The sequence below is a fragment of the Pseudomonas sp. 31 R 17 genome (assembly GCF_900004915.1).
Classification (GTDB): domain Bacteria; phylum Pseudomonadota; class Gammaproteobacteria; order Pseudomonadales; family Pseudomonadaceae; genus Aquipseudomonas; species Aquipseudomonas orientalis_A.
The window spans coordinates 183,995-206,172 of record NZ_CVTN01000075.1 but is presented as its reverse complement, the minus strand read 5'-3'; the positions used below and the strand labels follow the sequence as shown (position 1 = coordinate 206,172).

21 protein-coding genes are annotated in these 22,178 nt (G+C 62.0%); 5 read left to right on the top strand and 16 right to left on the bottom strand.

What is annotated here, in order from left to right; translation table 11 throughout:
* The coding region (locus BFP89_RS19840) for a DUF3482 domain-containing protein (protein WP_141689112.1) at positions 1-345 on the top strand (345 nt) is incomplete at its 5' end.
* Here the strand turns inward: BFP89_RS19840 and BFP89_RS19835 are convergent.
* The 7 genes from BFP89_RS19835 to BFP89_RS19805 form a co-directional block, all read right to left on the bottom strand.
* A complete protein-coding gene (locus BFP89_RS19835) occupies positions 324-896 on the bottom strand; it encodes a phosphonate degradation HD-domain oxygenase (protein ID WP_065887078.1) in 573 nt (190 codons plus the stop codon). The two genes, BFP89_RS19840 and BFP89_RS19835, sit on opposite strands and share 22 nt — an antisense overlap.
* Positions 896-2,020: a TIGR03364 family FAD-dependent oxidoreductase gene (locus BFP89_RS19830; protein ID WP_065887077.1), complete on the bottom strand. Its 1,125-nt coding sequence runs from the start codon at positions 2,018-2,020 to the stop codon at positions 896-898. Before BFP89_RS19830 ends, BFP89_RS19835 begins: the two co-directional genes overlap by 1 nt.
* A 130-nt stretch (positions 2,021-2,150) precedes the next feature.
* A complete protein-coding gene (locus tag BFP89_RS19825; protein ID WP_065887076.1) occupies positions 2,151-3,164 on the bottom strand; it encodes a putative 2-aminoethylphosphonate ABC transporter substrate-binding protein in 1,014 nt (337 codons plus the stop codon).
* Positions 3,165-3,184: 20 nt separating this feature from the next.
* Positions 3,185-4,897, bottom strand: a complete 1,713-nt coding sequence (locus tag BFP89_RS19820; protein WP_065887075.1) for a putative 2-aminoethylphosphonate ABC transporter permease subunit — start codon at positions 4,895-4,897, stop codon at positions 3,185-3,187.
* Between the two features lies 1 nt (position 4,898).
* Positions 4,899-5,963, bottom strand: coding sequence for a putative 2-aminoethylphosphonate ABC transporter ATP-binding protein (locus BFP89_RS19815; protein WP_065887074.1), 1,065 nt, complete (start codon positions 5,961-5,963; stop codon positions 4,899-4,901).
* 226 nt (positions 5,964-6,189) lie between these two features.
* Positions 6,190-7,053 carry a LysR family transcriptional regulator gene (locus BFP89_RS19810; protein WP_065887073.1) on the bottom strand — a complete coding sequence of 288 codons (864 nt, stop codon included), beginning with the start codon at positions 7,051-7,053 and terminating at the stop codon, positions 6,190-6,192.
* Positions 7,054-7,069: 16 nt separating this feature from the next.
* Positions 7,070-9,316 (bottom strand): heavy metal translocating P-type ATPase, encoded by a 2,247-nt coding sequence (locus BFP89_RS19805; RefSeq protein ID WP_065887072.1) that lies wholly within the window; start codon positions 9,314-9,316, stop codon positions 7,070-7,072.
* Between the two features lie 85 nt (positions 9,317-9,401).
* Between BFP89_RS19805 and cadR the strand changes: the two genes are divergently transcribed.
* The gene (gene cadR / locus BFP89_RS19800) at positions 9,402-9,842 is read left to right on the top strand and encodes a Cd(II)/Pb(II)-responsive transcriptional regulator (RefSeq protein WP_065887071.1); all 441 of its coding nucleotides are present in this window, start codon (positions 9,402-9,404) and stop codon (positions 9,840-9,842) included.
* A 130-nt stretch (positions 9,843-9,972) separates the two neighbouring features.
* On the opposite strand, the gene BFP89_RS19795 is transcribed toward cadR, so the two are convergent.
* Positions 9,973-10,806 carry a thymidylate synthase gene (locus tag BFP89_RS19795; RefSeq protein WP_065887070.1) on the bottom strand — a complete coding sequence of 278 codons (834 nt, stop codon included), beginning with the start codon at positions 10,804-10,806 and terminating at the stop codon, positions 9,973-9,975.
* A 51-nt stretch (positions 10,807-10,857) separates the two neighbouring features.
* Positions 10,858-11,670 carry a prolipoprotein diacylglyceryl transferase gene (gene lgt / locus BFP89_RS19790; RefSeq protein WP_065887069.1) on the bottom strand — a complete coding sequence of 271 codons (813 nt, stop codon included), beginning with the start codon at positions 11,668-11,670 and terminating at the stop codon, positions 10,858-10,860.
* A gap of 217 nt (positions 11,671-11,887) precedes the next feature.
* On the opposite strand from lgt, the gene BFP89_RS19785 reads away from it, so the two are divergent.
* Complete coding sequence (locus tag BFP89_RS19785; RefSeq protein ID WP_065887068.1) at positions 11,888-12,634, top strand: NRDE family protein; 747 nt, start codon at positions 11,888-11,890, stop codon at positions 12,632-12,634.
* A 65-nt stretch (positions 12,635-12,699) separates the two neighbouring features.
* On the opposite strand, the gene ptsP is transcribed toward BFP89_RS19785, so the two are convergent.
* The gene (ptsP, locus tag BFP89_RS19780) at positions 12,700-14,979 is read right to left on the bottom strand and encodes a phosphoenolpyruvate--protein phosphotransferase (RefSeq protein WP_065887067.1); all 2,280 of its coding nucleotides are present in this window, start codon (positions 14,977-14,979) and stop codon (positions 12,700-12,702) included.
* 22 nt (positions 14,980-15,001) lie between these two features.
* Positions 15,002-15,481, bottom strand: a complete 480-nt coding sequence (locus tag BFP89_RS19775) for an RNA pyrophosphohydrolase (RefSeq protein WP_053128161.1) — start codon at positions 15,479-15,481, stop codon at positions 15,002-15,004.
* A 143-nt stretch (positions 15,482-15,624) separates the two neighbouring features.
* On the opposite strand from BFP89_RS19775, the gene BFP89_RS19770 reads away from it, so the two are divergent.
* Positions 15,625-16,281, top strand: a complete 657-nt coding sequence (locus BFP89_RS19770) for a histidinol-phosphatase (protein ID WP_065887066.1) — start codon at positions 15,625-15,627, stop codon at positions 16,279-16,281.
* 95 nt (positions 16,282-16,376) lie between these two features.
* Here BFP89_RS19770 and BFP89_RS19765 read toward each other — a convergent pair whose 3' ends face one another.
* Positions 16,377-16,790: a DUF2269 family protein gene (locus tag BFP89_RS19765; RefSeq protein WP_065887065.1), complete on the bottom strand. Its 414-nt coding sequence runs from the start codon at positions 16,788-16,790 to the stop codon at positions 16,377-16,379.
* A gap of 40 nt (positions 16,791-16,830) precedes the next feature.
* Positions 16,831-18,345, bottom strand: coding sequence for a threonine ammonia-lyase, biosynthetic (ilvA, locus tag BFP89_RS19760; RefSeq protein WP_065887064.1), 1,515 nt, complete (start codon positions 18,343-18,345; stop codon positions 16,831-16,833).
* A 137-nt stretch (positions 18,346-18,482) separates the two neighbouring features.
* Here ilvA and rpiA point away from each other — a divergent pair, with 137 nt between their 5' ends.
* Positions 18,483-19,154: a ribose-5-phosphate isomerase RpiA gene (gene rpiA / locus BFP89_RS19755; protein WP_065887063.1), complete on the top strand. Its 672-nt coding sequence runs from the start codon at positions 18,483-18,485 to the stop codon at positions 19,152-19,154.
* A gap of 162 nt (positions 19,155-19,316) precedes the next feature.
* Here the strand turns inward: rpiA and BFP89_RS19750 are convergent, their stop codons facing one another.
* From BFP89_RS19750 to BFP89_RS19740, 3 genes are all read right to left on the bottom strand, one after another.
* Positions 19,317-20,225 carry an SdiA-regulated domain-containing protein gene (locus BFP89_RS19750; RefSeq protein WP_065887062.1) on the bottom strand — a complete coding sequence of 303 codons (909 nt, stop codon included), beginning with the start codon at positions 20,223-20,225 and terminating at the stop codon, positions 19,317-19,319.
* Between the two features lie 120 nt (positions 20,226-20,345).
* Positions 20,346-21,272, bottom strand: coding sequence for an SdiA-regulated domain-containing protein (locus tag BFP89_RS19745; RefSeq protein WP_065887061.1), 927 nt, complete (start codon positions 21,270-21,272; stop codon positions 20,346-20,348).
* Positions 21,273-21,500: 228 nt separating this feature from the next.
* Complete coding sequence (locus BFP89_RS19740; protein WP_065887060.1) at positions 21,501-22,166, bottom strand: fumarylacetoacetate hydrolase family protein; 666 nt, start codon at positions 22,164-22,166, stop codon at positions 21,501-21,503.
* Positions 22,167-22,178: the final 12 nt, after the last annotated feature.

The window sequence follows — 22,178 nt, the reverse complement described above, 5'->3', positions numbered from 1 at the left end:
ATTGCCGGCGGCGCCCTGCAAACCGCACGCAGCTATGGCAGTCGCCTGCTCGGCAAGATCAAGGGCCAGCGCGAGCTGACCGTCGACGACAGCGTGCTGCGCCTGCTCGCCCTGCGCCAGCGCCAGTTGGTCAAGGCCTTGAACCTGCGCGGCCATGCGGCCATGCACAGCATCAAAGTCGACACGCCCCAGGACAAGACCTGGCGCGAAGGCAAGCTGCCGGACGCATTGAACAGGGCCCGCGCCTATCCGCAATGGTCGTCGCTCAACCCACACCCCAAGTTGAACCAGACCGAGCGTCAGGAGCAAATCCAGGCGCTGGCTCAGCGGCTGGACGCGTCCTGATCGGCCAATAGTCGCAGGGCCTTGGCCTTGAGCACTTCAAGGTCCAGCACCGAGACGTGCATCTGCTTGGCCTGTTCGTCCCAATGGCGCATGCGCAGGCTGATGTGACAGAGCGGGTCCTGCTCGAATGCCTGTGCTTGCTGCGCGGTCATCACTCCTCCCTGATACGCCAGCGTGCGGCGGCTGGCCTCGCTCAACTGTGCGTAATAGTCCGGCTGCTTGAAGGTCAGGTAGCGCTTGGCTTGTACGTGATATTCCACCAACTTCGCCATGCGTTCGCTGAAGCCCGCACGGCGCAGGTAGTCTGCGCCAAGCCGCTCATGGCTGAGCACGCCATACCCACCCATGCCCTCGCCACCCTGACCACAGAGGTGGCCGATATCGTGGAAGAACGCCGCCAGCACCACTTCATCGTCGAAACCTTCGGCCATCGCGAGCTGCGCGGCCTGGGACATGTGCTCGATCTGCGACACCGGCTCGCCGATGTAATCGGCCGTGCCATGCCGTTCGTACAGGCCGAACAGCTCGGCAAGCAAGCGCTCCCGAGTCATTACGCCGGCCCCCACACTGTGGTGATATTTCGCTCGGCCATCGCCGGGCCCACGCTCATGCCCACACCGGTATGCATCAACGCGGCGCTGATGCCCGCAGCCGCCTGGACAAAAGAAAACGGCGCGGGCCCACGCGAGCCATACACACCCTGCCAACGCTCCACCACCTGGATCTTGCAACCCAGGGTCTGCTCGGCCAGCTCGATCAGCCAGTCATCGATCTGTTCGGCGTTGAAAGGCGATGCATCGCTGCCGTAATCATGGGAATCGCCGATGATCAACTCGCCATGGGGCGTGGGGCTGATCAGCAGGTGAATCCCGTGCGCCTGCAAGTGCGGCGTTTCGCGCAGGATCTGCGCCTGTACCGCGGCGGCCCCGGGCAAGTCGGCAAACGCACCGTAATGCACGCAACTGAGGCCGGTCAGCAAGGCATGTTGCAGGTTCAGGTCATGCGCCGGCCGTGCCCGCAGCATTTGCAGGCGGCAGACTTGCGGGTTGAGTGCGGCCATCGAATCGGCCAGCAGGGTCTGGTAGTCGTGACCGGAACACACAATGATCTGCTCGCCGCGAAAACGCCCCGCCGTGCTGTGCAACTGGCCCGGCTCGACGTCATGCACCAGGGTGGAAAAGTGAAACTCCACGTTCAGCGCTTGCGCCAGGTAGTTGATCAGCGCCGGAATCGCTTCGCGTGAATAGAGTTGCTGGTCGTCCCTGCCATGCAGCGCGGCGCGGTGATGGCGGAACTGGCCGGCGTACAGGTCATTCAAGGCCGCGCCTTGCAGCAGCTCGACGTTGTAGCCGTGCTCGCGGGCACGCCCGCGGCAAAAGGCTTCGAGCAGATGCACTTCGGCTTCGGTACGGGCGAACAGGTAGGAGCCATTGCGCTTGAGCGCAAGGCCGGCCACCTGCGCCCAATGTCCCCAGATAGCGCGGCTTTCCCTTGCCAGGTCGAGCATCGGCCCCGGCGGTTGGCCGGTGACCAGCGCCTGGCCGAAGTTGCGCACCGAGGCGCCCAGGGGCGTGGCGCTGCGTTCGAAGACCTTGACCTTGAGGCCGCGCTTGGCGGCGGCGTAGGCATGGGAGAGGCCGAGGATGCCGGCGCCGACAATCAGTAAATCTGTCATGGAGTATGCAGCCCTCTGTAGGAGCGAGCTTGCTCGCGAAAGTCGCCAACGATGACGCAGTGCGTCTGATTACCCGCGTCGCCTGTTGGTTTTTCGCGAGCAAGCTCGCTCCTACAGGTTGAGGTAAAAGTTATTGTTTCTCCGACTTCCCGTCATAACGCTTGCGCCACTCAGCCAGAATGCTGTCGCGATGCTTCGACGCCCACACAAAGTCGTTCTTGATCAACCGCTGCTCGTAATCGGCGGGCAATTCGGTCTGCGGCTTGGCGATTCCCGGTTGGGCGAGCACGGCGAAATTGTCCTTGTACAACGCCATCGCCGCCGGGCTTGCAGAGAAGTCCGCCAGTTTTTTCGCAGCCTCGGCATGGGTCGTGCCCTTGATCACCGCCGTGGCTTCGATGTCCCAGCCCAGGCCCTCTTTGGGCAGGATGATGTCCAGCGGTGCGCCCTGGCGCTTCAACTGCACGGCCGGGTATTCAAACGAAATCCCGATCGGGAACTCACCGGATGCCGCCAACTTGCAGGGCTTGGAGCCGGAGTGAACGTACTGGCCGATGTTCTGGTGCAGGTCGTCCATGTACTGCCAACCCTGCTTCTCGCCGAAGGTCTGCAACCAGGCGCTCACGTCCAGGAAGCCGGTGCCGGAGGAGGCCGGGTTGGGCATGACGATCTTGCCCTTGTACTCAGGCTTGGTCAGGTCCTGCCAGCTCACCGGCTTGCTCAGGCCCTGCTTTTCGGCTTCGACGGTGTTGAAGCAGATGGTGGCGGCCCATACATCCATGCCGACCCAGGCCGGCGGGTTGGCGGCGTCGCGGTAGTTTTTGCCGATCTTGTCCAAGTCCTTGGGCGCGTAGCTGTCCAGCATGCCTTGCTGGTCGAGTATTGCCAGGCTGGAGGCGGCCAGGCCCCAGACCACGTCAGCCTGCGGGCGGTCTTTTTCGGCCAGCAGCTTGGCGGTGATGATGCCGGTGGAGTCGCGTACCCATTTGATCTCGATGTCGGGGTTGGCCTGTTCGAAGGCCTTTTTGTAGGTCTTCAACTGTTCGGCTTCGAGGGCCGTGTACACGGTCAGCTCAGTCTTGGCGAAGGCATTCAGGCTGAATGCAGTGAGTACGGCAGCGACCAGCGCCAGGGGCTTGAACATGGAATACCTCCTTTGAAGGATCATTGCCCGGGCGCGGTCTGGCGCCAGGCTTGGGAGCGGCGCAAGGCGCCACGTGAAGCCCACGCCAGCAGCAACGAAACGCTGCCTGAGGTGAACAGAATCAGGGTCGACATGGCCGCCGCACCGCCCACATTGCCGGCGTCGTCCATGTTCAACACGGCAACGGCGGCGAGGATGGTGTCGGGGCTGTAGAGAAAGATCGCAGCGGAGACGGTGGTCATTGCCGACACGAACAGGTAACGCAGAATATCCAGCAGCGCGGGCAGGCAGATCGGCACCGTCACTTTCAGGTAATGGCGGTAGAGCGGCGCCTTGAGGGACAACGCGGCGGCTTCGAACTCGGCGTCCAGTTGGCGCAATGCGGTGGTGGCGGTCATTTGTGCAGTGGTCAGGTAGTGAGCGATGGTGCACACCACCAGCAGTGCCATGCTGCCGTAGAACACATGCAGCGGGTTGCCGCCGAGGTTGAAAAAGAACACATAGCCCAGGCCAAGCACCAGGCCCGGCACGGCCATCGGCACAAAGCTGAGCAGGCGCAGGGCCAGATTCAGGCCCTTTTGGCCCTTGGTTTTTTCCATCAAATAGGCACCGGTGAAGATCAGCACACTGCCGATCAGCGCCGTGCACAGTGCCATGGTCAGGCTGTTGCGATAGGCCAGCCAACCGCCACCGGCGGTGTCTTCGAACTGATAGTGGTTGAGCGACAGCGACAGGTTATAGGGCCAGAATTTGACCAGCGAGGAATACACCGCCATGCCGAACACCAGCAGCAGGGCCGCGCAGATCAGCAGCACGATGGCCAGGTAGCAGCCATCCCTTGGACGCGACGGCAGCGGCTGAAAGACCTGGGCACGGCCGCTCATCGCATCACCGTGACGGCGGCGCAACCACGCATCCACGCCAAAGCTGAACAGCGCCGGCAACAGCAGCACCATGCCGATCAACGCGCCACGCCCGAATTGTTGCTGACCAACCACCGCCTTGTAGGCTTCCAGGGCCAGCACCTGGTAGTCGCCGCCGACCACCACCGGCACGCCGAAGTCGGTGATCGTCAACGTAAACACCAGGCAGAACGCCGCGAACACCGCCTGGCGCGTGGCCGGCCAGGTGATGCTGCGAAAGGCCCGGGCGGGGCTGGCGCCCATGCTGGAAGCTGCGTCGAACAAGCGCGCATCCGCCAGCGACAATGCGGACAGCAGAATCATCAGGGCGTGTGGGAAGGTGTAAATCACTTCGCCCAGGACAATGCCCCAGAAACCGTAGATATTGTCCGAGAGCAACCCACGCAGCAGCCCCTGGTTGCCGAACAGATACACCAGCGCGATGCCCGGCAACATCGAGGGCGCCATTAAGGGCAGCAGCGACACACCGCGCCAGATCACTTTGCCGGGAATCAAGGTGCGCTGCAGCGCGTAGGCAAACAGATAGGCCAGCGGTACGACGATGGCGGCTACGCTCAGGGAGACTTTCAGGCTATTGCCCAGCAACCAGTGGAAATTGGCGCTGGTCAGCAATTCCCGTGCGGCGATCAGGCCGCCGCCCTGTCCGGCTTCGCTGCTGAAGCCACGCCAGAAGATCGCCAGCAGCGGCAGCAGCACCGCCACCACCAACAGGCCCAGCCAGAGCCATTTGCCGCCGACCACGAAGAGGCGGTCACCCCACCCGGCGCGGGCCGCCTGACGCGGCAGCTGCACGCTCATGATCGCAGCCATCTCAGGCAAACACCTGCAGGCTGCGCGGCGGCAACGCCACCCAGATATCCTGGCTGCCCAGGCGCGGCATGTCGTGTGGCGCAAGTTCGGCCAGCAACGCGTGGCCCGGCAGCTGCGCCAGTTCGAAGCTCATGCGGCAGCGGTTGCCCAGAAACGTGATCTCGCGCACCTTGGCCGCAAACAGGTTTTCTTCATGCACCGGCGGATTCACGCTGATGGCTTCCGGCCGGCAGAACAGGCGACCGGAGGTGGCCATGCCGGCGTCGTCGGCCAGGCGCATCTTCAGCCCACCGACCTGGGCGTGGCTGGCGCTGTTGCGGCTGAACGGCAACCAATTGCCCTGGCCGACAAATTCCGCCACGAACGGCGTGGCCGGGCGGTCGTAGATGTCCTGGGGCGTCGCGTATTGCTCGACCTTGCCGTTGTTCATCACGGCGATACGGTCGGCCATCAGCATGGCTTCGTCCTGATTGTGGGTGACCATCAGCGTGGTGATGCCCAGGCGTCGTTGCAGTTGGCGCAGTTCGGTGCACAGATGCTCGCGAACCTGGGCGTCGAGGGCCGACATCGGTTCATCCAGCAGCAATAACGAAGGTGCCGGCGCCAGGGCACGCGCCAGGGCTACCCGCTGCTGTTGCCCGCCGGACAATTGGCCGGGGTATTTCTTTTCGCTGCCGAGCAGGCCGACCAGCTCAAGCATCTGCCCGACACGCTTGCGCACCTCATCGCGACCGCTGCCGGTAAGGCCGTAGCCGATGTTCGCTTCTACGGTCAGGTTGGGAAACAGCGCGTAGGACTGGAACAGGATGCCGTAGTCCCGCGCCTGGGGCGGCAGCCGGGAAACATCGCGGTCACCCAGGTAAATTTCGCCGCTGTCCTGGTGCTCAAGGCCGGCGATGCAGCGCAGCATGGTGGTCTTGCCGCAGCCGGACGGGCCCAGCAGGCACACCAGCTCACCGGCGGCGACATCCAGGGACACGTTATCGAGCGCGGTAAAGGCGCCGAAGCGTTTCTGGAGACCGCGCACCTTCATCGGTGCGCCGGGGTGGGTCAGGGCTGTGTTCATGGTGGCGCCTCATCGATCGGATGAAGGCCATGCTAGGGGGGGAATACTTCGCTGATGTGGCAGAAGGGCAAAAGGGCGTGATAGGGGTATTGGTGGATTTGGGTTGTGCATCTACCGCTATCGGGGGCAAGCCCCCTCCCACATTTTGACCACGTTCTCATGTTGGAACTCGGTCAACTGTGGGAGGGGGCTTGCCCCCGATTGGCCCTCAAGCCAGCCACAAAGGTTAAATTGGCGACATTTCCTGAGCCAGGCCAAGGAAAGCCGCCGGCAGCCGCGCACCTTTGCGCTCCTTGAGGCAGTACAGATACTCCGGAATCTGCGGCGCATTCTCGAGGGTCAGCACCTTCAGCTGCGGATCATGGGGCACTTCCTGCCGCGCAATGATGCTGATGCCGATATTGCGCAGCACCGCCTCGCGGATCGACTCACGACTGCCGATTTCCAGCAGCGGCCCGTAGCTGACGCCAGCGCCCTGAAGCATGTCTTCCGTCAGCCTGCGGGTGGTGGACCCCGCTTCACGCATCAGCAGCGTATGCCCGGCCAGCGCAGTCAACGGCACATGATCAAGCCTGGCCAACGGATGGTTGCGATGCACCGCCAATACCAGAGGATCAGTGCCGAGCACACGACGCACCAGGCGCGCGTCCTCCAGCAGTTGCGACGAGGCGGCGACGTCGACACGGTAGTCGTCCAGCGCTTCGAGCACCTGCTGGGAGTTGCCGATTTCCACCGACACTTCCACTTGCGGCAGGCGTTCGCGAAAGGCTTTGACCAGATCGAGGATGTAATACGGCGCCGTCGCGGCGATCCTCAGCGCGCCTTGAACCTGGCCGTTGTTACGCAGGAAAAACTCGATATCCGCTTCCTGCTGCAACAGCGCCTTGACCATCGGCAACAGCCGCGCGCCTTCATCGCTTACCGTCAGACGGCGACCGCCACGGTAGAACAGTTCAACGCCGTATTGGCTTTCCAGGTTGCGAATCTGGGTGGTGACTGTGGGCTGGCTCAGGCCGAGTTTTTTCGCCGCCTGGGTGATGCTGCCCAGGCGGGCGACCTTGTAAAACGCCTTCAGCTCAGCACTCAGCACACCGCCCTCTCATCGTCTATTTGCGCAACAGGCGCAGGCCATTGAACACCACCAGCAGGCTGACGCCCATGTCGGCGAACACCGCCATCCACATGGTCGCCATGCCCAGGAACGTGACCGCCAGGAAAATCGCCTTGATCACCAGCGCCAGGGCGATGTTCTGCTTGAGGATACTCGACGTTTGCCTGGAGAGCCGGATGAATGCCGGAATCTTGCGCAGGTCATCGTCCATCAATGCCACGTCGGCGGTCTCGATCGCGGTGTCGGTGCCCGCCGCAGCCATGGCAAAGCCGATTTCGGCACGGGCCAGGGCCGGTGCGTCGTTGATGCCGTCGCCGACCATGCCGACGCGGTAGCCCTGGCCGTAGAGCGTTTCAATCGCTTGCAGCTTGTCGGTGGGCAACAAGTCGCCCCGGGCCTGATCGATACCGACCTGAGCCGCAATCGCCTGGGCGGTGTGGGTGTTATCACCGGTCAGCATCAAGGTCTTGACGCCCAGGTCGTGCAGTTGCCGGATGGCTTCGCGGCTGCTGTCCTTGACGGTGTCGGCCACCGCGAACAAGGCCAGTGGGCCGGACTTGTCGAGCAGCAACACCACGGATTTGCCCTGTTTTTCCAGGGCGAAGAGCTTCTCCTCCAGCGCCGGCGAGCACAGCCCGAGGTCTTCCACCAGACGGTGGTTGCCCAGATGGTAGGTTTCGCCGTTGATGTCACCGCGCACACCACGCCCGGGCAATGCCTCGAAGTTATCCACAACGTGGGACGGCAGGTTTTTATCCACCGCCGCGTTGGCAATGGCCAGGGACACCGGGTGGTCGGAACGCCCCGCCAGACTCGCGGCCAGGGCCGGCGCGCTGTCCTGTACGGTGTCGAACAGCGGCACATAGTCGGTTTGCACCGGCTTGCCGTGGGTGATGGTGCCGGTCTTGTCCAGGGCCAGGTAGTCGAGCTTGTAACCGCCCTCCAGGTACACGCCGCCCTTGATCAGGATGCCTTTGCGCGCCGCCGCCGCAAGGCCGCTGACGATGGTCACCGGGGTGGAGATCACCAGGGCGCACGGGCACGCGACCACCAGCAACACCAGGGCGCGGTAGATCCAGTCGAACCAGACGCCCGCCATGAACAGCGGCGGGATGACGGCCACGCCCAGGGCGAACAGGAACACCGCCGGGGTGTAGATTGTCGAGAAGCGGTCGACAAAACGCTGGGTCGGTGCTCGGGCGCCCTGAGCCTGCTCCACCGCGTGGATGATCCGCGCCAGGGTGGAGTTGTTGGCCGCTGCGGTCACTGTGTATTCCAGGGAACCGGCCTGGTTGATCGTGCCGGCGAAGACTTTATCGCCCACGGTCTTCTCAATCGGCAGGCTTTCACCGGTGATCGGTGCCTGGTCGATAGTGGATTGCCCAGCAGTCACCTCGCCGTCCAGGCCAATGCGCTCACCGGGCTTGACCCGCACAATGGCGCCAAGATCGATGCTTTTCACTTCCTGTTCCATCCAGGCACCATCAGCCTGCCGCACCGTGGCCTGTTCCGGGGTCATCTGCATCAAGCCGCTGATGGCATTGCGCGCACGGTCCAGCGACTTGGCTTCGATCAACTCGGCCACCGTAAACAGGAACATCACCATCGCCGCTTCCGGCCACTGGCCAATCAGCACCGCGCCGGTCACGGCGATACTCATCAATGCGTTGATGTTCAGGTTGAGGTTTTTCAGGGCAATCCAGCCCTTTTTGTAGGTGGTGAGACCACCGCTGAGGATCGACACCAATGCCACCAGGGCAATCACCCAGGTCGGTGCAATGCCGCTGAAATGCAGGACCTCGGCGCCCAACGCGCCCACGCCCGACACAGCCAGCGGCCACCAGTGCTTCTTGGCAGGCGGGGCGGCGGCAGGCGTGCCTTCTTCAATCGGGTCGGCCTGCATGCCGATGGATTTGATCGCGTCGATGATCGGCGCAGTGCTCGGCAAATCGTGGGTGACGCCGAGGATGCGGTTGACCAGGTTGAATTCCAACTGCTGCACGCCGGCAAGCTTGCCCAGTTTGTTCTGGATCAGCGTCTGTTCGGTAGGGCAGTCCATCGCTTCGATGCGAAAGGTACTCAGGCGCGAGCCGGCGGTGGGGGCGTCGCTCAGTTGCACCCGCGCAGGTGCCGGAGCGCCGGAACAGCAGGCGCCGCCGTGGTCATGCACCGGCTTGAGCGTGTGCTCGCCGTGATCGTGATCGTGGTCGTGCTTGTGCGGGGTGTGGAGGGAATCGCTCATGGTGTCGCGTCCGGAAAGGTGCCTGTTGCCAAGTAAAGACCCTGTAGCCACTATAGGGTCAAGCACCCATTTGGAGATTGCTGCGATGAAGATAGGCGAACTGGCCAAACTCACCGACTGCCCGGTGGAAACCATCCGTTATTACGAGAAGGAAGGCCTGCTGCCACCCCCCGCGCGCACGGACGGCAACTACCGCGTGTACACCCAGGCGCATACCGAGCGGCTGATCTTTATCCGCAACTGCCGCAGCCTCGACATGACACTGGAAGAAATCCGCAGCCTGCTAAACCTGCGCGACAGCCCCCAGGACCAGTGCGAAAGCGTGAATGCGTTGATTGATGAGCATATCCACCATGTAAAGGCGCGGATCGATGGGCTGCTGGCGTTGCAGGAGCAATTGCTGGACCTGCGCCAGCGCTGCGGGGGTGGGGAGCCGTGTGGAATCCTGCAGCAGTTGGAAGTCAGCGGCGGGATTGCGGCCAGCGAGGCCGAGCCCTCGCACGTGGGCCGCAGCCACGGCCATTAGCCTCAAGTGAACACAGATCAAAATGTGGGAGGGGGCTTGCCCCCGATTGCGGTGTGTCAGTCAGAATATTGGGTACTGACACACCGCTATCGGGGGCAAGCCCCCTCCCACACTTTTACCGAGACTGGGTTTAGATCGCGACTTCAGCCTTGATGCTCGGGTCCGCGTCATAGCCAACGATTTCGAAGTCTTCGAACTTGTAGTCGTAGATCGATGCCGGTTTACGCTTGATCACCAGTTCCGGCAGCTTTTTCGGCGTGCGCGCCAGCTGGGTGCGGATCTGTTCCATGTGGTTGCTGTAGGCGTGGGTATCGCCGGTGGTGACGATGATCTCGTGGGGGATCAGGTCGCACTGCTGAGCCAGCATGTGGGTGAGCAACGCCAGCGCGGCGGTGTTATAGGGCAGGCCGAGGAAGACATCGGAGCTGCGGATGTACAACTGCATCGACAGGTGGCCGTCGTGCACGAACGCCTGGTAGAGCAGGTGGCACGGTGGCAGCGCTTGCTTGCCGTTACGCGCGTTTTCCTGGGGGCTCTTGGTTTCGTCCGGCAGGTATTCGACGTTCCAGCCGTGGAACAGGATGCGGCGGCTGTTGGGGTTGGTCTTGAGCGTGTGAACCATGTAGTCGATCTGGTTGATCGTGCCGCCGTCCCTGGTGGGCCAGGCGGTCCACTGCTCGCCGTACACCGGGCCCAGGTCGCCGTCTTCGGTGGCCCATTCGTCCCAGATGCGCACGCCGTTTTCGTTGAGCCACTTGATGTTGGTGTTACCGCTCAACATCCAGATCAGCTCGTTGGCGATGCTTTTGAAGTGCAGCTTCTTGGTGGTCAGCAGCGGGAAGCCGTCGGCCAGGTTATGCCGATACTGGCGGGCGAACACGGCCTTGGTGCCGGTGCCGGTACGATCGCCCTTGGTCAGGCCATTGGTCACGACGTCGTGCAGGAGTTCGAGGTATTGCTTCATGTGATTACCCGTATCGTTGAAGCCAGGACCTCCTGGTCCTGGCATTCGAATTTAAAGCGCGGCGTTCTTCAGCGGTTGCGGACGGTTGTATGCCCACCACAACAGGCCCAGGCCCGCCAGGATCATCGGAATACTGAGGACCTGGCCCATGGTCAGCCAGCCCCATGCCAGGTAGCCCAACTGCGCATCCGGCACCCGCACGAACTCGACGATAAAGCGGAAGATCCCGTAGAACAGCGCGAACATCCCGGAAACCGCCATGGTTGGGCGAGGTTTACGTGAAAAGAGGTAGAGGATGAGGAACAGTGCCACACCTTCCAGGGCGAATTGGTACAGCTGCGACGGATGGCGCGGCAGTTGCGCCGGGTCGCTGAACGGCGGGAACACCATGGCCCACGGCACGTCGGTGGGCTTGCCCCACAGCTCGGCGTTGATAAAGTTACCGATGCGCCCGGCGCCCAGGCCGATGGGCACGAGCGGTGCGACGAAGTCCATCAACTGGAAGAACGACTTGCCGTTGCGTCGGCCGAACCACCAGGCGGCGATCATCACGCCGACAAAGCCGCCATGGAACGCCATGCCGCCCTTCCACACCTCGAAGATCAGCGTCGGGTTGGCGATATACGCCGACAAATCGTAAAACAGCACATACCCCAGGCGTCCGCCGACAATCACCCCCATCGACATCCAGAACACCATGTCGGAGAGCTTCTCCTTGGTCCAGGTCGGGTCGAAACGGTTCAGGCGCCGGGAAGCCAGCAGCCAGGCACCGCCGATGCCGATCAGGTACATCAACCCGTACCAGTGGATTTTCAGCGGACCGATGGCCAGGGCCACCGGATCGATCTGCGGGTAAGGCAGCATTGCGACTCCTCGTTAAACATTTAGTCATGACGCATCGGACCATGCCGATGCGCGATTAAGCCTGCGTTACAGCTGCGAGATCAAATTAAGAAGTTCACATACACACCCAACGGCCCGGCATGTTAACGGATCGAAGGTGCGCGGCCCAACTTCGTTGCGATGGAACGCCTGCGGTTGTGTGGGTAGAGTGGAGAAAAAACACACAAGGGATCGCCCGATGTGCCTGATTGTCTTTGCCTGGCGGCCGGGCCATGCCCAACCGCTGATCGTCGCGGCCAACCGCGATGAGTTCTACGCCCGGCCCAGCCTGCCCCTGGCGCAATGGCCGGATCTACCCCAGGTCTATGCCGGTCGCGACCAGGAAGCGGGCGGCACCTGGCTGGGGGTTAACGCCGACGGGCGCTTTGCCGCACTGACCAATATCCGCGACCCGCACCAGCCACCGTCACGCAAGTCCCGTGGCGAACTGGTGGCGCGTTTTCTCAGTGGTTTGCTGTCGATTGACGACTATCTGGCCGATGTTAATGGCCGCTCGATTGAATACGCCGGGTTCAACCTGCTGGTGGGCACACCGGACCAATTGTGGCATTACAACGCCAACGAGACCACGCCGACGCGGTTGAAGGCCGGCGTGTACGGTTTGTCTAATGCCGGGCTGAATACGCCCTGGCCGAAGTTGCTCAAGGCCAGGGCCGCACTCGCAGACATCCTCGACGATCCGCAGCCACAGGCGTTGCTGGATATCTTGAGCGACCCGCAGACCGCACCGTTCGCCGAGCTGCCGGATACCGGCGTCGGCCTGGCGACGGAGAGCCTGTTGTCGAGCGTATTTATCGCCAGCCCCAGTTACGGAACACGGGCGAGCACGGCGCTGATTGTGAATGCCAACGGCACGCGGCGGATGGTGGAGCGCAGTTTCGGGCCGCAGGGTGGCAGGCTGGGTGAAGTCGAACTCAATCTTTAATCACACCAAAAATCAAATGTGGGAGGGGGCTTGCCCCCTCCCACATTTTTGATCAGCGCATGTCTCTAGAGAGTTTTCGCAGAAGCCGGATTGATCATCCGCGTCAGCCCCAGATTCTTCAGCGCCAATTGCAGCGAGCTGTGGATAACCTGCGGGTTGTCGATGGTCATCAGCTCGGCCAGCAAATCCTTGGCCATGCTCAATTCAACCTGGCGCAGCATCCACTTCACTTTCGGCAAGTTGGTGGCGTTCATCGACAGGCTGTCAAAGCCCATCGCCATCAACAGCACCGCCGCCGCCGGGTCGCCGGCCATTTCCCCGCAGATACTCACCGGCTTGCCTTCGGCATGGGCGTCGCGCACGACGTGTTGCAGCGCTTGCAGCACGGCCGGGTGCAGGTAGTCGTAAAGGTCGGCGACCCGTGGGTTGTTGCGGTCCACGGCCAGCAGGTACTGGGTCAGGTCGTTGGAGCCCACCGACAGGAAGTCCACCTGCCGCGCCAGCTCCTTGGCCTGGTACACCGCCGCCGGAATTTCGATCATCACGCCAATCGGCGGCATCGGCACGTCGGCGCCTTCGTCGCGCACTTCGCCCCAGGCGCGGTGGATCAGGTGCAGGGCTTCTTCCAGCTCGTGGGTGCCGGAGATCATCGGCAGCAGGATACGCAGGTTGTTCAGGCCTTCGCTGGCCTTGAGCATGGCGCGGGTCTGCACCAGGAAAATTTCAGGGTGGTCGAGGGTGACGCGAATACCGCGCCAGCCGAGGAAGGGGTTGTCTTCCTTGATCGGGAAATACGACAGTGACTTGTCGCCGCCGATATCCAGGCTGCGCATGGTCACCGGCAACGGATGGAAGGCTTGCAGTTGCTCGCGATAAATCGCCAGCTGCTCCTTCTCACTCGGGAAACGCTGGTTGATCATGAACGGCACTTCGGTGCGGTACAGCCCTACCCCTTCCGCGCCACGCTGCTGCGCACGGGCCACATCGGCCAGCAGACCGGTGTTGACCAGCAGCGGCACACGGTGGCCGTCGATGGTCACGCACGGCAGTTCGCGCAATGAGTCCAGGCCCAGCGCCAGCTGTTTCTCTTCCTCGACCACCTCGGCGTATTGCTTGCGCAGCAATTCGCTGGGGTTGGTGAAGACTTCGCCGCGATGGCCATCGACGATCATGTCGATACCATCCACTTTGGAATACGGCAGGTCCACCAGGCCCATCACCGTCGGGATGCCCATGGCACGGGCCAGGATCGCCACGTGGGAGTTGCCCGAACCCAATACCGAGACCAGGCCCACCAGTTTGCCCTCAGGCACTTCGCCGAGCATGGTGGCGGTCAGTTCTTCGCTGATCAGGATGGTGTTGTCGGGGTAGACCAGGTTGGTGGTGCGGTCTTCCTGCAGGTAGGCGAGCAGACGGCGACCCAGGTCGCGTACATCCGAGGCACGCTCGCGCAGGTAGGCGTCGTCCATCATTTCGAAACGGTTGACGTGATCGGTGACCACCTGGCGCAGTGCGCCCTGGGCCCACTGGCCGGTCTTGATCACGGTCTTGACTTCGTTGCCCAGGGACGCGTCGTCCAGCATCATCTGGTAGACATCGAACAGCGCACGCTCTTCGGGGCGCAACTGGGTCGCCAGCTTGGTCGACAGGTTGCGCATATCGGCGCGCACGCCTTCCAGGGCGGTCTTGAACAGTTTGATCTCAGCGTCGATGTCATCGACGGTCTTGTCCGGCACCACATCGAGGTCGGCCGGTGGCAGCATGACCACGGCGGTACCCACGGCGGCACCCGGCGAACCCGGCACGCCGACGAACTTGGCTTCCTGGATGCCCTTGCCCTGGCGCCCCAGGCCGCGAATCGAGCCGGTGGCCTCGGCGTGGGCGATAACCCCGGCGAGCTGCGCGCTCATGGTCACCAGGAAGGCTTCTTCACCTTCGTCGAACTGACGGCGTTCTTTCTGTTGGATGACCAGCACGCCGACGACGCGGCGGTGGTGAATGATCGGTGCACCGAGGAACGAGGCGTAGCGTTCTTCGCCGGTTTCGGCAAAGTAGCGATAACGCGGGTGATCGGCCGCATTTTCAAGGTTCAGGGGTTCTTCACGCGTCCCCACCAGGCCCACCAGACCTTCATTGGGCGCCATGCTGACTTTGCCGATGGAGCGCTTGTTCAAGCCCTCCGTGGCCATCAGCACAAAACGGTTGGTCTCGGGGTCCAGCAGGTAAACCGAGCAGACCTGGCTGCCCATGGCTTCCTTGACGCGCAACACAATAATCCCCAACGCCGCCTTGAGATCCTTGGCGGAGTTAACTTCCTGGACGATCTTGCGCAGCGTATTGAGCATGGCTCGGGGTCGAACTCCGTCGTCAGTCGCGCGATAAAAGGCGCGGGGCAAGCTCTTTGAGAGCGCGACGATAAACCTCGCGCTTGAATGTCACCACCTGGCCCAGCGGGTACCAATAACTGACCCAGCGCCAGCCGTCGAACTCCGGTTTACCGGTCAAATCCATCCGCACCCGCTGCTCATTGGAGATCAGGCGCAGGAGAAACCATTTCTGCTTCTGGCCGATACACAGCGGTTGGCTGTGGGTACGCACCAGGCGTTGCGGCAAACGATAGCGCAACCAGCCACGGGTACAGGCCAGAATTTGCACATCTTCGCGCTCAAGGCCGACTTCTTCGTTCAACTCACGGTACAAGGCGTCTTCAGGGGTTTCATCGGGGTTGATCCCACCTTGAGGAAACTGCCAGGCATCTTGGTTGATTCGGCGAGCCCATAGCACCTGTCCGGCATCATTCGTGAGAATAATCCCGACATTAGGACGGAAACCATCGGGGTCGATCACGGCAACAACCTCGCAAACGCATATCGTCGCATTGTTCCACAAAGCTTCCTCCAGCGGCAACGAGGCTTCTTACCTTATGTGCACTCTTGTGAAAAGACCGTATTCTGGACGCCTTTTTACAGACTTTTCAGCGAGTAACTGCAATGCGCCTGGCTTTATTCGACTTGGACAACACCCTGATCGGCGGTGACAGCGACCACGCCTGGGGCGATTACCTGTGTGAACGCGGGATTCTCGATGCGGTGGCCTACAAGGCCCGCAACGACGAGTTCTACCAGGACTACCTGGCCGGCACGCTGGACAACGCCGCTTACCTGAACTTCTGCCTGGAAATCCTCGGCCGCACCGAGGTGGCTCAGTTGGATGAATGGCACAACGACTATATGCGCGACTGCATCGAGCCGATCATCTTGCCCAAGGCCCTGGAACTGCTGGCCACGCACCGCGCCGCCGGCGACAAGCTGGTGATCATCACCGCCACCAACCGTTTCGTCACCGCGCCGATTGCCGCACGCCTGGGCGTTGAAACCCTGATTGCCACCGAATGCGAGATGGAAAACGGCCGCTACACCGGACGCAGCACCGATGTGCCGTGCTTTCGCGAAGGCAAGGTGACGCGCTTGAACCGTTGGCTGGAAGAGACCGGGTATAGCCTGGAGGACAGCTACTTCTATAGCGACTCGATGAATGATTTGCCGTTGCTGGAGCAGGTGACGCATCCGGTGGCGGTGGATCCGGACCCCAATTTGCGGGCTGAGGCTGAACGTCGCGGCTGGCCGGTGATTACGCTGCGCAGCTGATAACGCTATCGGGGGCAAGCCCCCTCCCACACTTGGAACGCATTTCAAATGTGGGAGGGGGCTTGCCCCCGATGAAGCCGACGCGGTCTCAAGCCTTAAACCGGCTTGGCCCCCATAAGCCCGGCAATCGCCACAAACCCCACCAGGCTCACCACCGCCAGCACCACAGTGAAATTCAGGCTGCCACCCTCGCCTCTACGCAGCCGATTAAGCCGCGCCACCAGCCAGAACCACGCCAGCGCCGCCACGGTGTAGAGAATGCTGGAGCCCAGAATCCAGGTTTGCCCCAGCGGCCAGCCGGTCAGGTGCACCAGCCACCAGCCGGTGAACGGCATGCTGAGCAGGCAGATACCCATCAGCAGCCACACAAATGCCCACGGCCGTTGCACAGTCACCGCCGGCCCGGCGCTGCGCTTGCGCCAGGCCAGTACCGCCAGGCCGAGGCCGCTGAGCAGCAGCAACACGGTGGCGGCAATGTGGATAACCTTGAGGGTGGTCAGCGTTTCCATAGTCTCGATTCCTTGAAGGCCGCTCAGTCAGTTTAGTCGCTCAACCGAGGAACAACTGGTAGGCCGGGTTTTCGCTTTCATCCCAGTATGGGTAGCCGATTTCCGCCAGGGCCGCCGGCACCAGGTGGCGCTCTTCCGCCGGCACTTGCAGGCCGGCGACCACACGGCCATCGGCAGCGCCGTGGTTGCGATAGTGGAACATCGAGATATTCCAGCGCCCGCCCAGTTTGTTAAGAAAGTTGAACAGCGCCCCCGGCCGTTCGGGGAACTCAAAACGAAACACCAGCTCGTCGCTGACCTTGGCGGCGTGCCCACCCACCATATGGCGGATATGCAGCTTGGCCAATTCGTTTTCGGTCAGGTCCAGCACCGGGAAACCCTGGTCCGTGAGGCTTGCGATCAACGCACTGCGCGGATCGTTTTCCGGGTGGGTCTGCACGCCGACGAAGATGTGCGCCTCGCTGCCGGTGTGATAGCGGTAATTGAATTCGGTAATCTGGCGCTTGCCCACCGCCTCGCAGAACGCCTTGAAGCTGCCCGGCTTCTCGGGAATGGTCACGGCGATGATGGCTTCGCGGCCTTCACCCAGTTCGGCACGTTCGGCTACATGGCGCAGGCGGTCGAAGTTGACGTTGGCGCCCGAATCGATGGCGACGAAGGTCTGGCCGCTGACGCCGCGGGTCTCGACGTACTTCTTGATCCCGGCCACGCCCAACGCACCGGCCGGCTCGGTGATGGAGCGGGTGTCGTCGTAGATGTCCTTGATCGCCGCACAGATTTCATCGGTGCTGACGGTGATCACTTCATCCACATAGTCTTTGCAGATGTCGAAGGTGTGCTGGCCGATCTGCGCCACCGCCACGCCATCGGCGAAGATGCCCACGGTCGGCAACACCACACGCTCACCGGCGGCCATCGCCGCTTGCAGGCAGTTGGAGTCGTCCGGCTCGACGCCGATGATCCTGATCTCCGGACGCAGGTATTTCACGTACGCCGCGATACCGGCGATCAGCCCGCCGCCGCCCACCGGTACGAAGATCGCATCCAGCGGCCCGGGGTGCTGGCGCAGGATTTCCATCGCCACCGTGCCCTGCCCGGCAATGGTGTGCGGATCATCGTAGGGGTGAATGTAGACGTAGCCTTTTTCGTCAACCAGCTTCAGCGAATAGGCCAGCGCTTCCGGGAAGGAATCACCGTGCAGTACCACTTTGCCGCCACGGGAGCGCACGCCTTCGACCTTGATTTCCGGCGTGGTCTTGGGCATCACGATGGTCGCCTTGACCCCCAGCACCTTGGCCGCCAGGGCCAGGCCCTGGGCATGGTTGCCCGCCGAGGCGGTGACCACGCCGCGTGCGCGTTCCTCGGCGCTGAGCTGGGTCAGCTTGTTGTAGGCGCCGCGAATCTTGAACGAGAACACCGGCTGCAAGTCTTCGCGCTTGAGCCAAATCTGATTGCCCAGCCGCTCGGAAAGCTGGCGGGCAGTCTGCAAGGGTGTTTCTACGGCAACGTCGTAAACGCGCGAGGTGAGGATCTTTTTGACGTAGTGTTCAAGCATCGGCAGGCATCTACTTCGGGGGTTGGGCAGGACCACGGAGTCTAACCCGGCTTTTGGCCGGGAGACCACACGAATCCCAAGGTTTGTTGGGGTATACTCGCCGCCCTCGATAACTCCCCGCCCGCTCCGGAGCCCGCATGACCCAGGATCAACTCAAACAGGCAGTGGCCCAGGCCGCCGTCGATTTAATCCTTCCCAAACTCGACGACAAGAGCGTCGTCGGTGTCGGCACCGGCTCCACTGCCAACTGCTTTATCGATGCGCTGGCCCAGCACAAAGGTGCGTTCGATGGCGCCGTGGCCAGCTCCGAAGCGACCGCCGCACGCCTTAAAGGCCATGGCATTCCGGTGTACGAGCTCAACACCGTGAGCGACCTGGAGTTCTACATAGACGGCGCGGACGAAAGCGATGAACACCTGAACCTGATCAAGGGCGGCGGCGCAGCCCTGACCCGCGAGAAGATCGTCGCGGCCGTGGCCAAGACCTTCATTTGCATCGCCGACGCCAGCAAGCTGGTGCCGGTACTCGGTGCTTTCCCGCTGCCGGTGGAAGTCATCCCGATGGCCCGCAGCCACGTGGCCCGCGAGCTGGTGAAACTGGGCGGCGACCCGGTGTACCGCGAAGGCGTGCTGACCGATAACGGCAACATCATCCTCGATGTATTCAACATGCAGATCACCCACCCGGTGGAGCTGGAGACGCAGATCAACGCCATCGTTGGCGTGGTCACCAACGGCCTGTTCGCCGCACGTCCGGCGGATGTGCTGCTGCTGGGCACCCCGGAAGGCGTAAAAACCCTCACAGCTTGAGAACACCGCAGTTCCAATGTGGGAGGGGGCTTGCCCCCGATAGCGGTATATCAGTACCCGATAGGCTGACTGACACACTGCAATCGGGGGCAAGCCCCCTCCCACATTTGGTATGGGCTCCACGCTGGGTTTATGTAACACAGCGTGCAGTGGATGTTCTGATCAGGGCTTTTTGAACACGTAGAACAGGTTCGGCTCACTGACCAGATACAGCGTGCCCTCGTCGTCCATGGCGATGCCTTCGGCCTGGGGCACACGCTTTTTCAGGCCGTGGCGCCCGTTGAGCAGCGACAGACTGCTCAGCGGGCGACCGTCGATGTCCAGCTCCAGCACCAGGAATGACTCATCCGACAGCGCCAGCAAATGGCCGCTGCGCTCGTCGTATTGCAGGCTCGACAGGTCGCGCACAAACAGCCCGGCATCGCGCTTGGGGTTGTTGATCACGTGCACCGAGTAGGTTTTTTCCGCTTTGAAGTGGGGAAAACCGTGGACCTCGTAAATCACCATCGGGTCGCGTTCCTTGGCGACAAACAGGCGCTTGCCCACCGAATCATAGGCCAGGCCCTCGAAGCCCTTGTTGCTGCCAATGTGCACGCCCAGGGTCATTTGCTCCGCATCGGCGGCATCGAGAAACTGGGTGTCATCATCCACATGCACTTTGATCAGCCGTTGCTGGCGCTCGTCGCTGATCACATAGATGTTGTCGCTGATGAACTCCACCGCCTCGGCATCGCCAAAGCCCACCAAGGGAATCCGCCGCAGGATCTTGCCCTGCAGGGACAGCTCGACCAACTCGGCGTTTTTATTGGTGACGGTAAACAGGCTTTTGCGCACGGGGTCGTAGGTGAGGGCCGACACATCGTCGTCGAGCCCCTCGATCACCTGGCCCTCCAGGGACACGCGGTAATCGGCCAGGCCTATGCTGCGTTCATCGGCGGGCTGATGCCACACCCGCCAGTTGAACCAGGCACGTTCGAACAGACGAAACTGCTGCGCAACGACCCCGGCGGCAACCAGGGCAATCAGAATCAGGATGACTAAAGCGGGTTTGGGGCGGGCAAGTCGACGCATCGGGGCGGGCTCAGTGAAAAAACTGGCGAATAGATATCAAGGTCGCCTGAATTTAAACTTAAACGCGCCGGGATGCCTGTCGAATGCCGCTCATGGAGAATTCCCTGACGTAAACGGGCGTTATTTCTGTTTCTCAAAACGATAAAACAGATTCGGCTCGCTGACGATATACAGCGTACCGCTCTCGTCCATGGTCACGCCTTCGGCACGCGGGATGGTGTCCTTCAGGCCGTTGAAACCGCCCAGCAAGGTCATGAAGCTGACTTGCTCACCCTTCTCGTCCAGCTCCAGCAACAGGTGGGAGTCGGCCGACAGCACCAGCAGATGCCCGGTACGCGGGTCGACGGCCAGCGCCGAGAGGTTGCGCATATCAAGCTCGGTGCTGGCCAGTTTTTGCTTGTCGCCTGCCAGGGTCTGGCTGCCATCGCTTTTCCAGGTGAACAGCGCCGGTGGGCGCTCTTCGCCCAGCACGAGCTGCTGGTTGCGCTTGTCCCAGGTAATGGCTTCGAAGGCTTTGTTCTGGTCCTTGGACGGGCCGAGGTCATAACTGGGAAAATCGGCCTTGTTCAACGCCGTGGTGCCGGCGTCGACCTTGATCAGGGTCAGGCTGTGCTGGCGCTCATCGACCACAGCCATCAGGCCGTTTTCCATCACCGTTACGCCTTCCGGGTTGTTCCAGCCATTGAGCGGCATCTTGCGCAGCACATCGCCTTGCAGGCTCAGCTCCACCAGGAACGGGTTCTTGCCCATCACGGAAAACAGGGTTTTTGTCTGGGGGTTGTAGGACAGGTCCGAAGCCTCATCCTTCTCCATACCGGGCAGCAGCTTGGCGTCGATGACCACGCGATAGTCAGGCAGCCACACACTTTCCCGGCGTTCGGCCGGGCTTTCAAAACCCTCCAGCACCCACAGCACACCCCGATCGTCCCAGTGCATGGCCCAGGCGATGCCATACAGGATCGCGCCGGCCAGGAACACCCAGGAATACCAGCGCATGGTCAGGCGCGAGCGAAGCGTAGGTTTGGAAGTGGGCAGAGGCACGGCCATGGGGCGCTTTTTTCCGGAAAGTCAGCGGTAGGGAATAGCACAGGATCGGGATTATCCGGGTGACGTGTGAAAAAAATGCAAAAACACCGGTTTTGGCAGATGTACACAATCAAATGTGGGAGGGGGCTTGCCCCCGATAGCGGAGTGTCAGCCACAGATTTGCTGGCTGACACACTGCAATCGGGGGCAAGCCCCCTCCCACATTTTTTACAGCATATATGCAGATAATCAGCGCACCACGCTTTCGAAGCGGTTCACGCCCGACAACTCCAGCACCAGCTTGTCACCGACATTCAGCGGCCCGACGCCCGCCGGTGTGCCGGTCAGGATCACATCACCGGCCTGCAGCGAGAAGCAGCCGGCCATGTGCTGGATCATCGGCACGATCGGGTTGAGCATCTGCGCGCTGTTGCCGTTCTGGCGCACTTCGCCATTGATGGTCAGGCGAATGCCGATATCGGTCACGTCGGCGAAGGTGCTGCTCACCACGAAAGGCGCGATCACCGCAGCGCCGTCGAACGACTTGGCGATCTCCCATGGCAGGCCCTTGGCCTTGAGCTCCGCCTGTTTGTCGCGCAGGGTCAGGTCCAGGGCCGGGGCGAAGCCGGAGATGGCGTCCAGCACTTCTTCGCGGCTTGGCTTGTTCGACAACGGCTTGCCGATCAGCACCGCGATCTCCGCTTCGTAATGCACTGAACCGCGCTCGGTTGGAATGGCGAAACCGCCTTCGAGCGGCACCACGCAACTGCCCGGCTTGATGAACAGCAGCGGCTCGGTGGGTACCGGGTTGTCCAGTTCCTTGGCGTGCTCGGCGTAGTTACGCCCGATGCACACCACTTTACCCATGGGAAAGTGGATATTGGTGCCGTCGACGTACTTGTGCTGGTAGCTCATGAAACGACTCCT

Bases quoted from the DNA above. Each gene is read 5' to 3' on its own strand.
- BFP89_RS19835 (WP_065887078.1), bottom strand. From the start codon at position 896: ATGACTCGGGAGCGCTTGCTTGCCGAGCTGTTCGGCCTGTACGAACGG.
- BFP89_RS19830 (WP_065887077.1), bottom strand. From the start codon at position 2,020: ATGACAGATTTACTGATTGTCGGCGCCGGCATCCTCGGCCTCTCCCAT.
- BFP89_RS19825 (WP_065887076.1), bottom strand. From the start codon at position 3,164: ATGTTCAAGCCCCTGGCGCTGGTCGCTGCCGTACTCACTGCATTCAGC.
- BFP89_RS19820 (WP_065887075.1), bottom strand. From the start codon at position 4,897: ATGGCTGCGATCATGAGCGTGCAGCTGCCGCGTCAGGCGGCCCGCGCC.
- BFP89_RS19815 (WP_065887074.1), bottom strand. From the start codon at position 5,963: ATGAACACAGCCCTGACCCACCCCGGCGCACCGATGAAGGTGCGCGGT.
- BFP89_RS19805 (WP_065887072.1), bottom strand. From the start codon at position 9,316: ATGAGCGATTCCCTCCACACCCCGCACAAGCACGACCACGATCACGAT.
- cadR (WP_065887071.1), top strand. From the start codon at position 9,402: ATGAAGATAGGCGAACTGGCCAAACTCACCGACTGCCCGGTGGAAACC.
- BFP89_RS19795 (WP_065887070.1), bottom strand. From the start codon at position 10,806: ATGAAGCAATACCTCGAACTCCTGCACGACGTCGTGACCAATGGCCTG.
- lgt (WP_065887069.1), bottom strand. From the start codon at position 11,670: ATGCTGCCTTACCCGCAGATCGATCCGGTGGCCCTGGCCATCGGTCCG.
- BFP89_RS19785 (WP_065887068.1), top strand. From the start codon at position 11,888: ATGTGCCTGATTGTCTTTGCCTGGCGGCCGGGCCATGCCCAACCGCTG.
- ptsP (WP_065887067.1), bottom strand. From the start codon at position 14,979: ATGCTCAATACGCTGCGCAAGATCGTCCAGGAAGTTAACTCCGCCAAG.
- BFP89_RS19770 (WP_065887066.1), top strand. From the start codon at position 15,625: ATGCGCCTGGCTTTATTCGACTTGGACAACACCCTGATCGGCGGTGAC.
- BFP89_RS19765 (WP_065887065.1), bottom strand. From the start codon at position 16,790: ATGGAAACGCTGACCACCCTCAAGGTTATCCACATTGCCGCCACCGTG.
- ilvA (WP_065887064.1), bottom strand. From the start codon at position 18,345: ATGCTTGAACACTACGTCAAAAAGATCCTCACCTCGCGCGTTTACGAC.
- rpiA (WP_065887063.1), top strand. From the start codon at position 18,483: ATGACCCAGGATCAACTCAAACAGGCAGTGGCCCAGGCCGCCGTCGAT.
- BFP89_RS19750 (WP_065887062.1), bottom strand. From the start codon at position 20,225: ATGCGTCGACTTGCCCGCCCCAAACCCGCTTTAGTCATCCTGATTCTG.
- BFP89_RS19745 (WP_065887061.1), bottom strand. From the start codon at position 21,272: ATGGCCGTGCCTCTGCCCACTTCCAAACCTACGCTTCGCTCGCGCCTG.
- BFP89_RS19740 (WP_065887060.1), bottom strand. From the start codon at position 22,166: ATGAGCTACCAGCACAAGTACGTCGACGGCACCAATATCCACTTTCCC.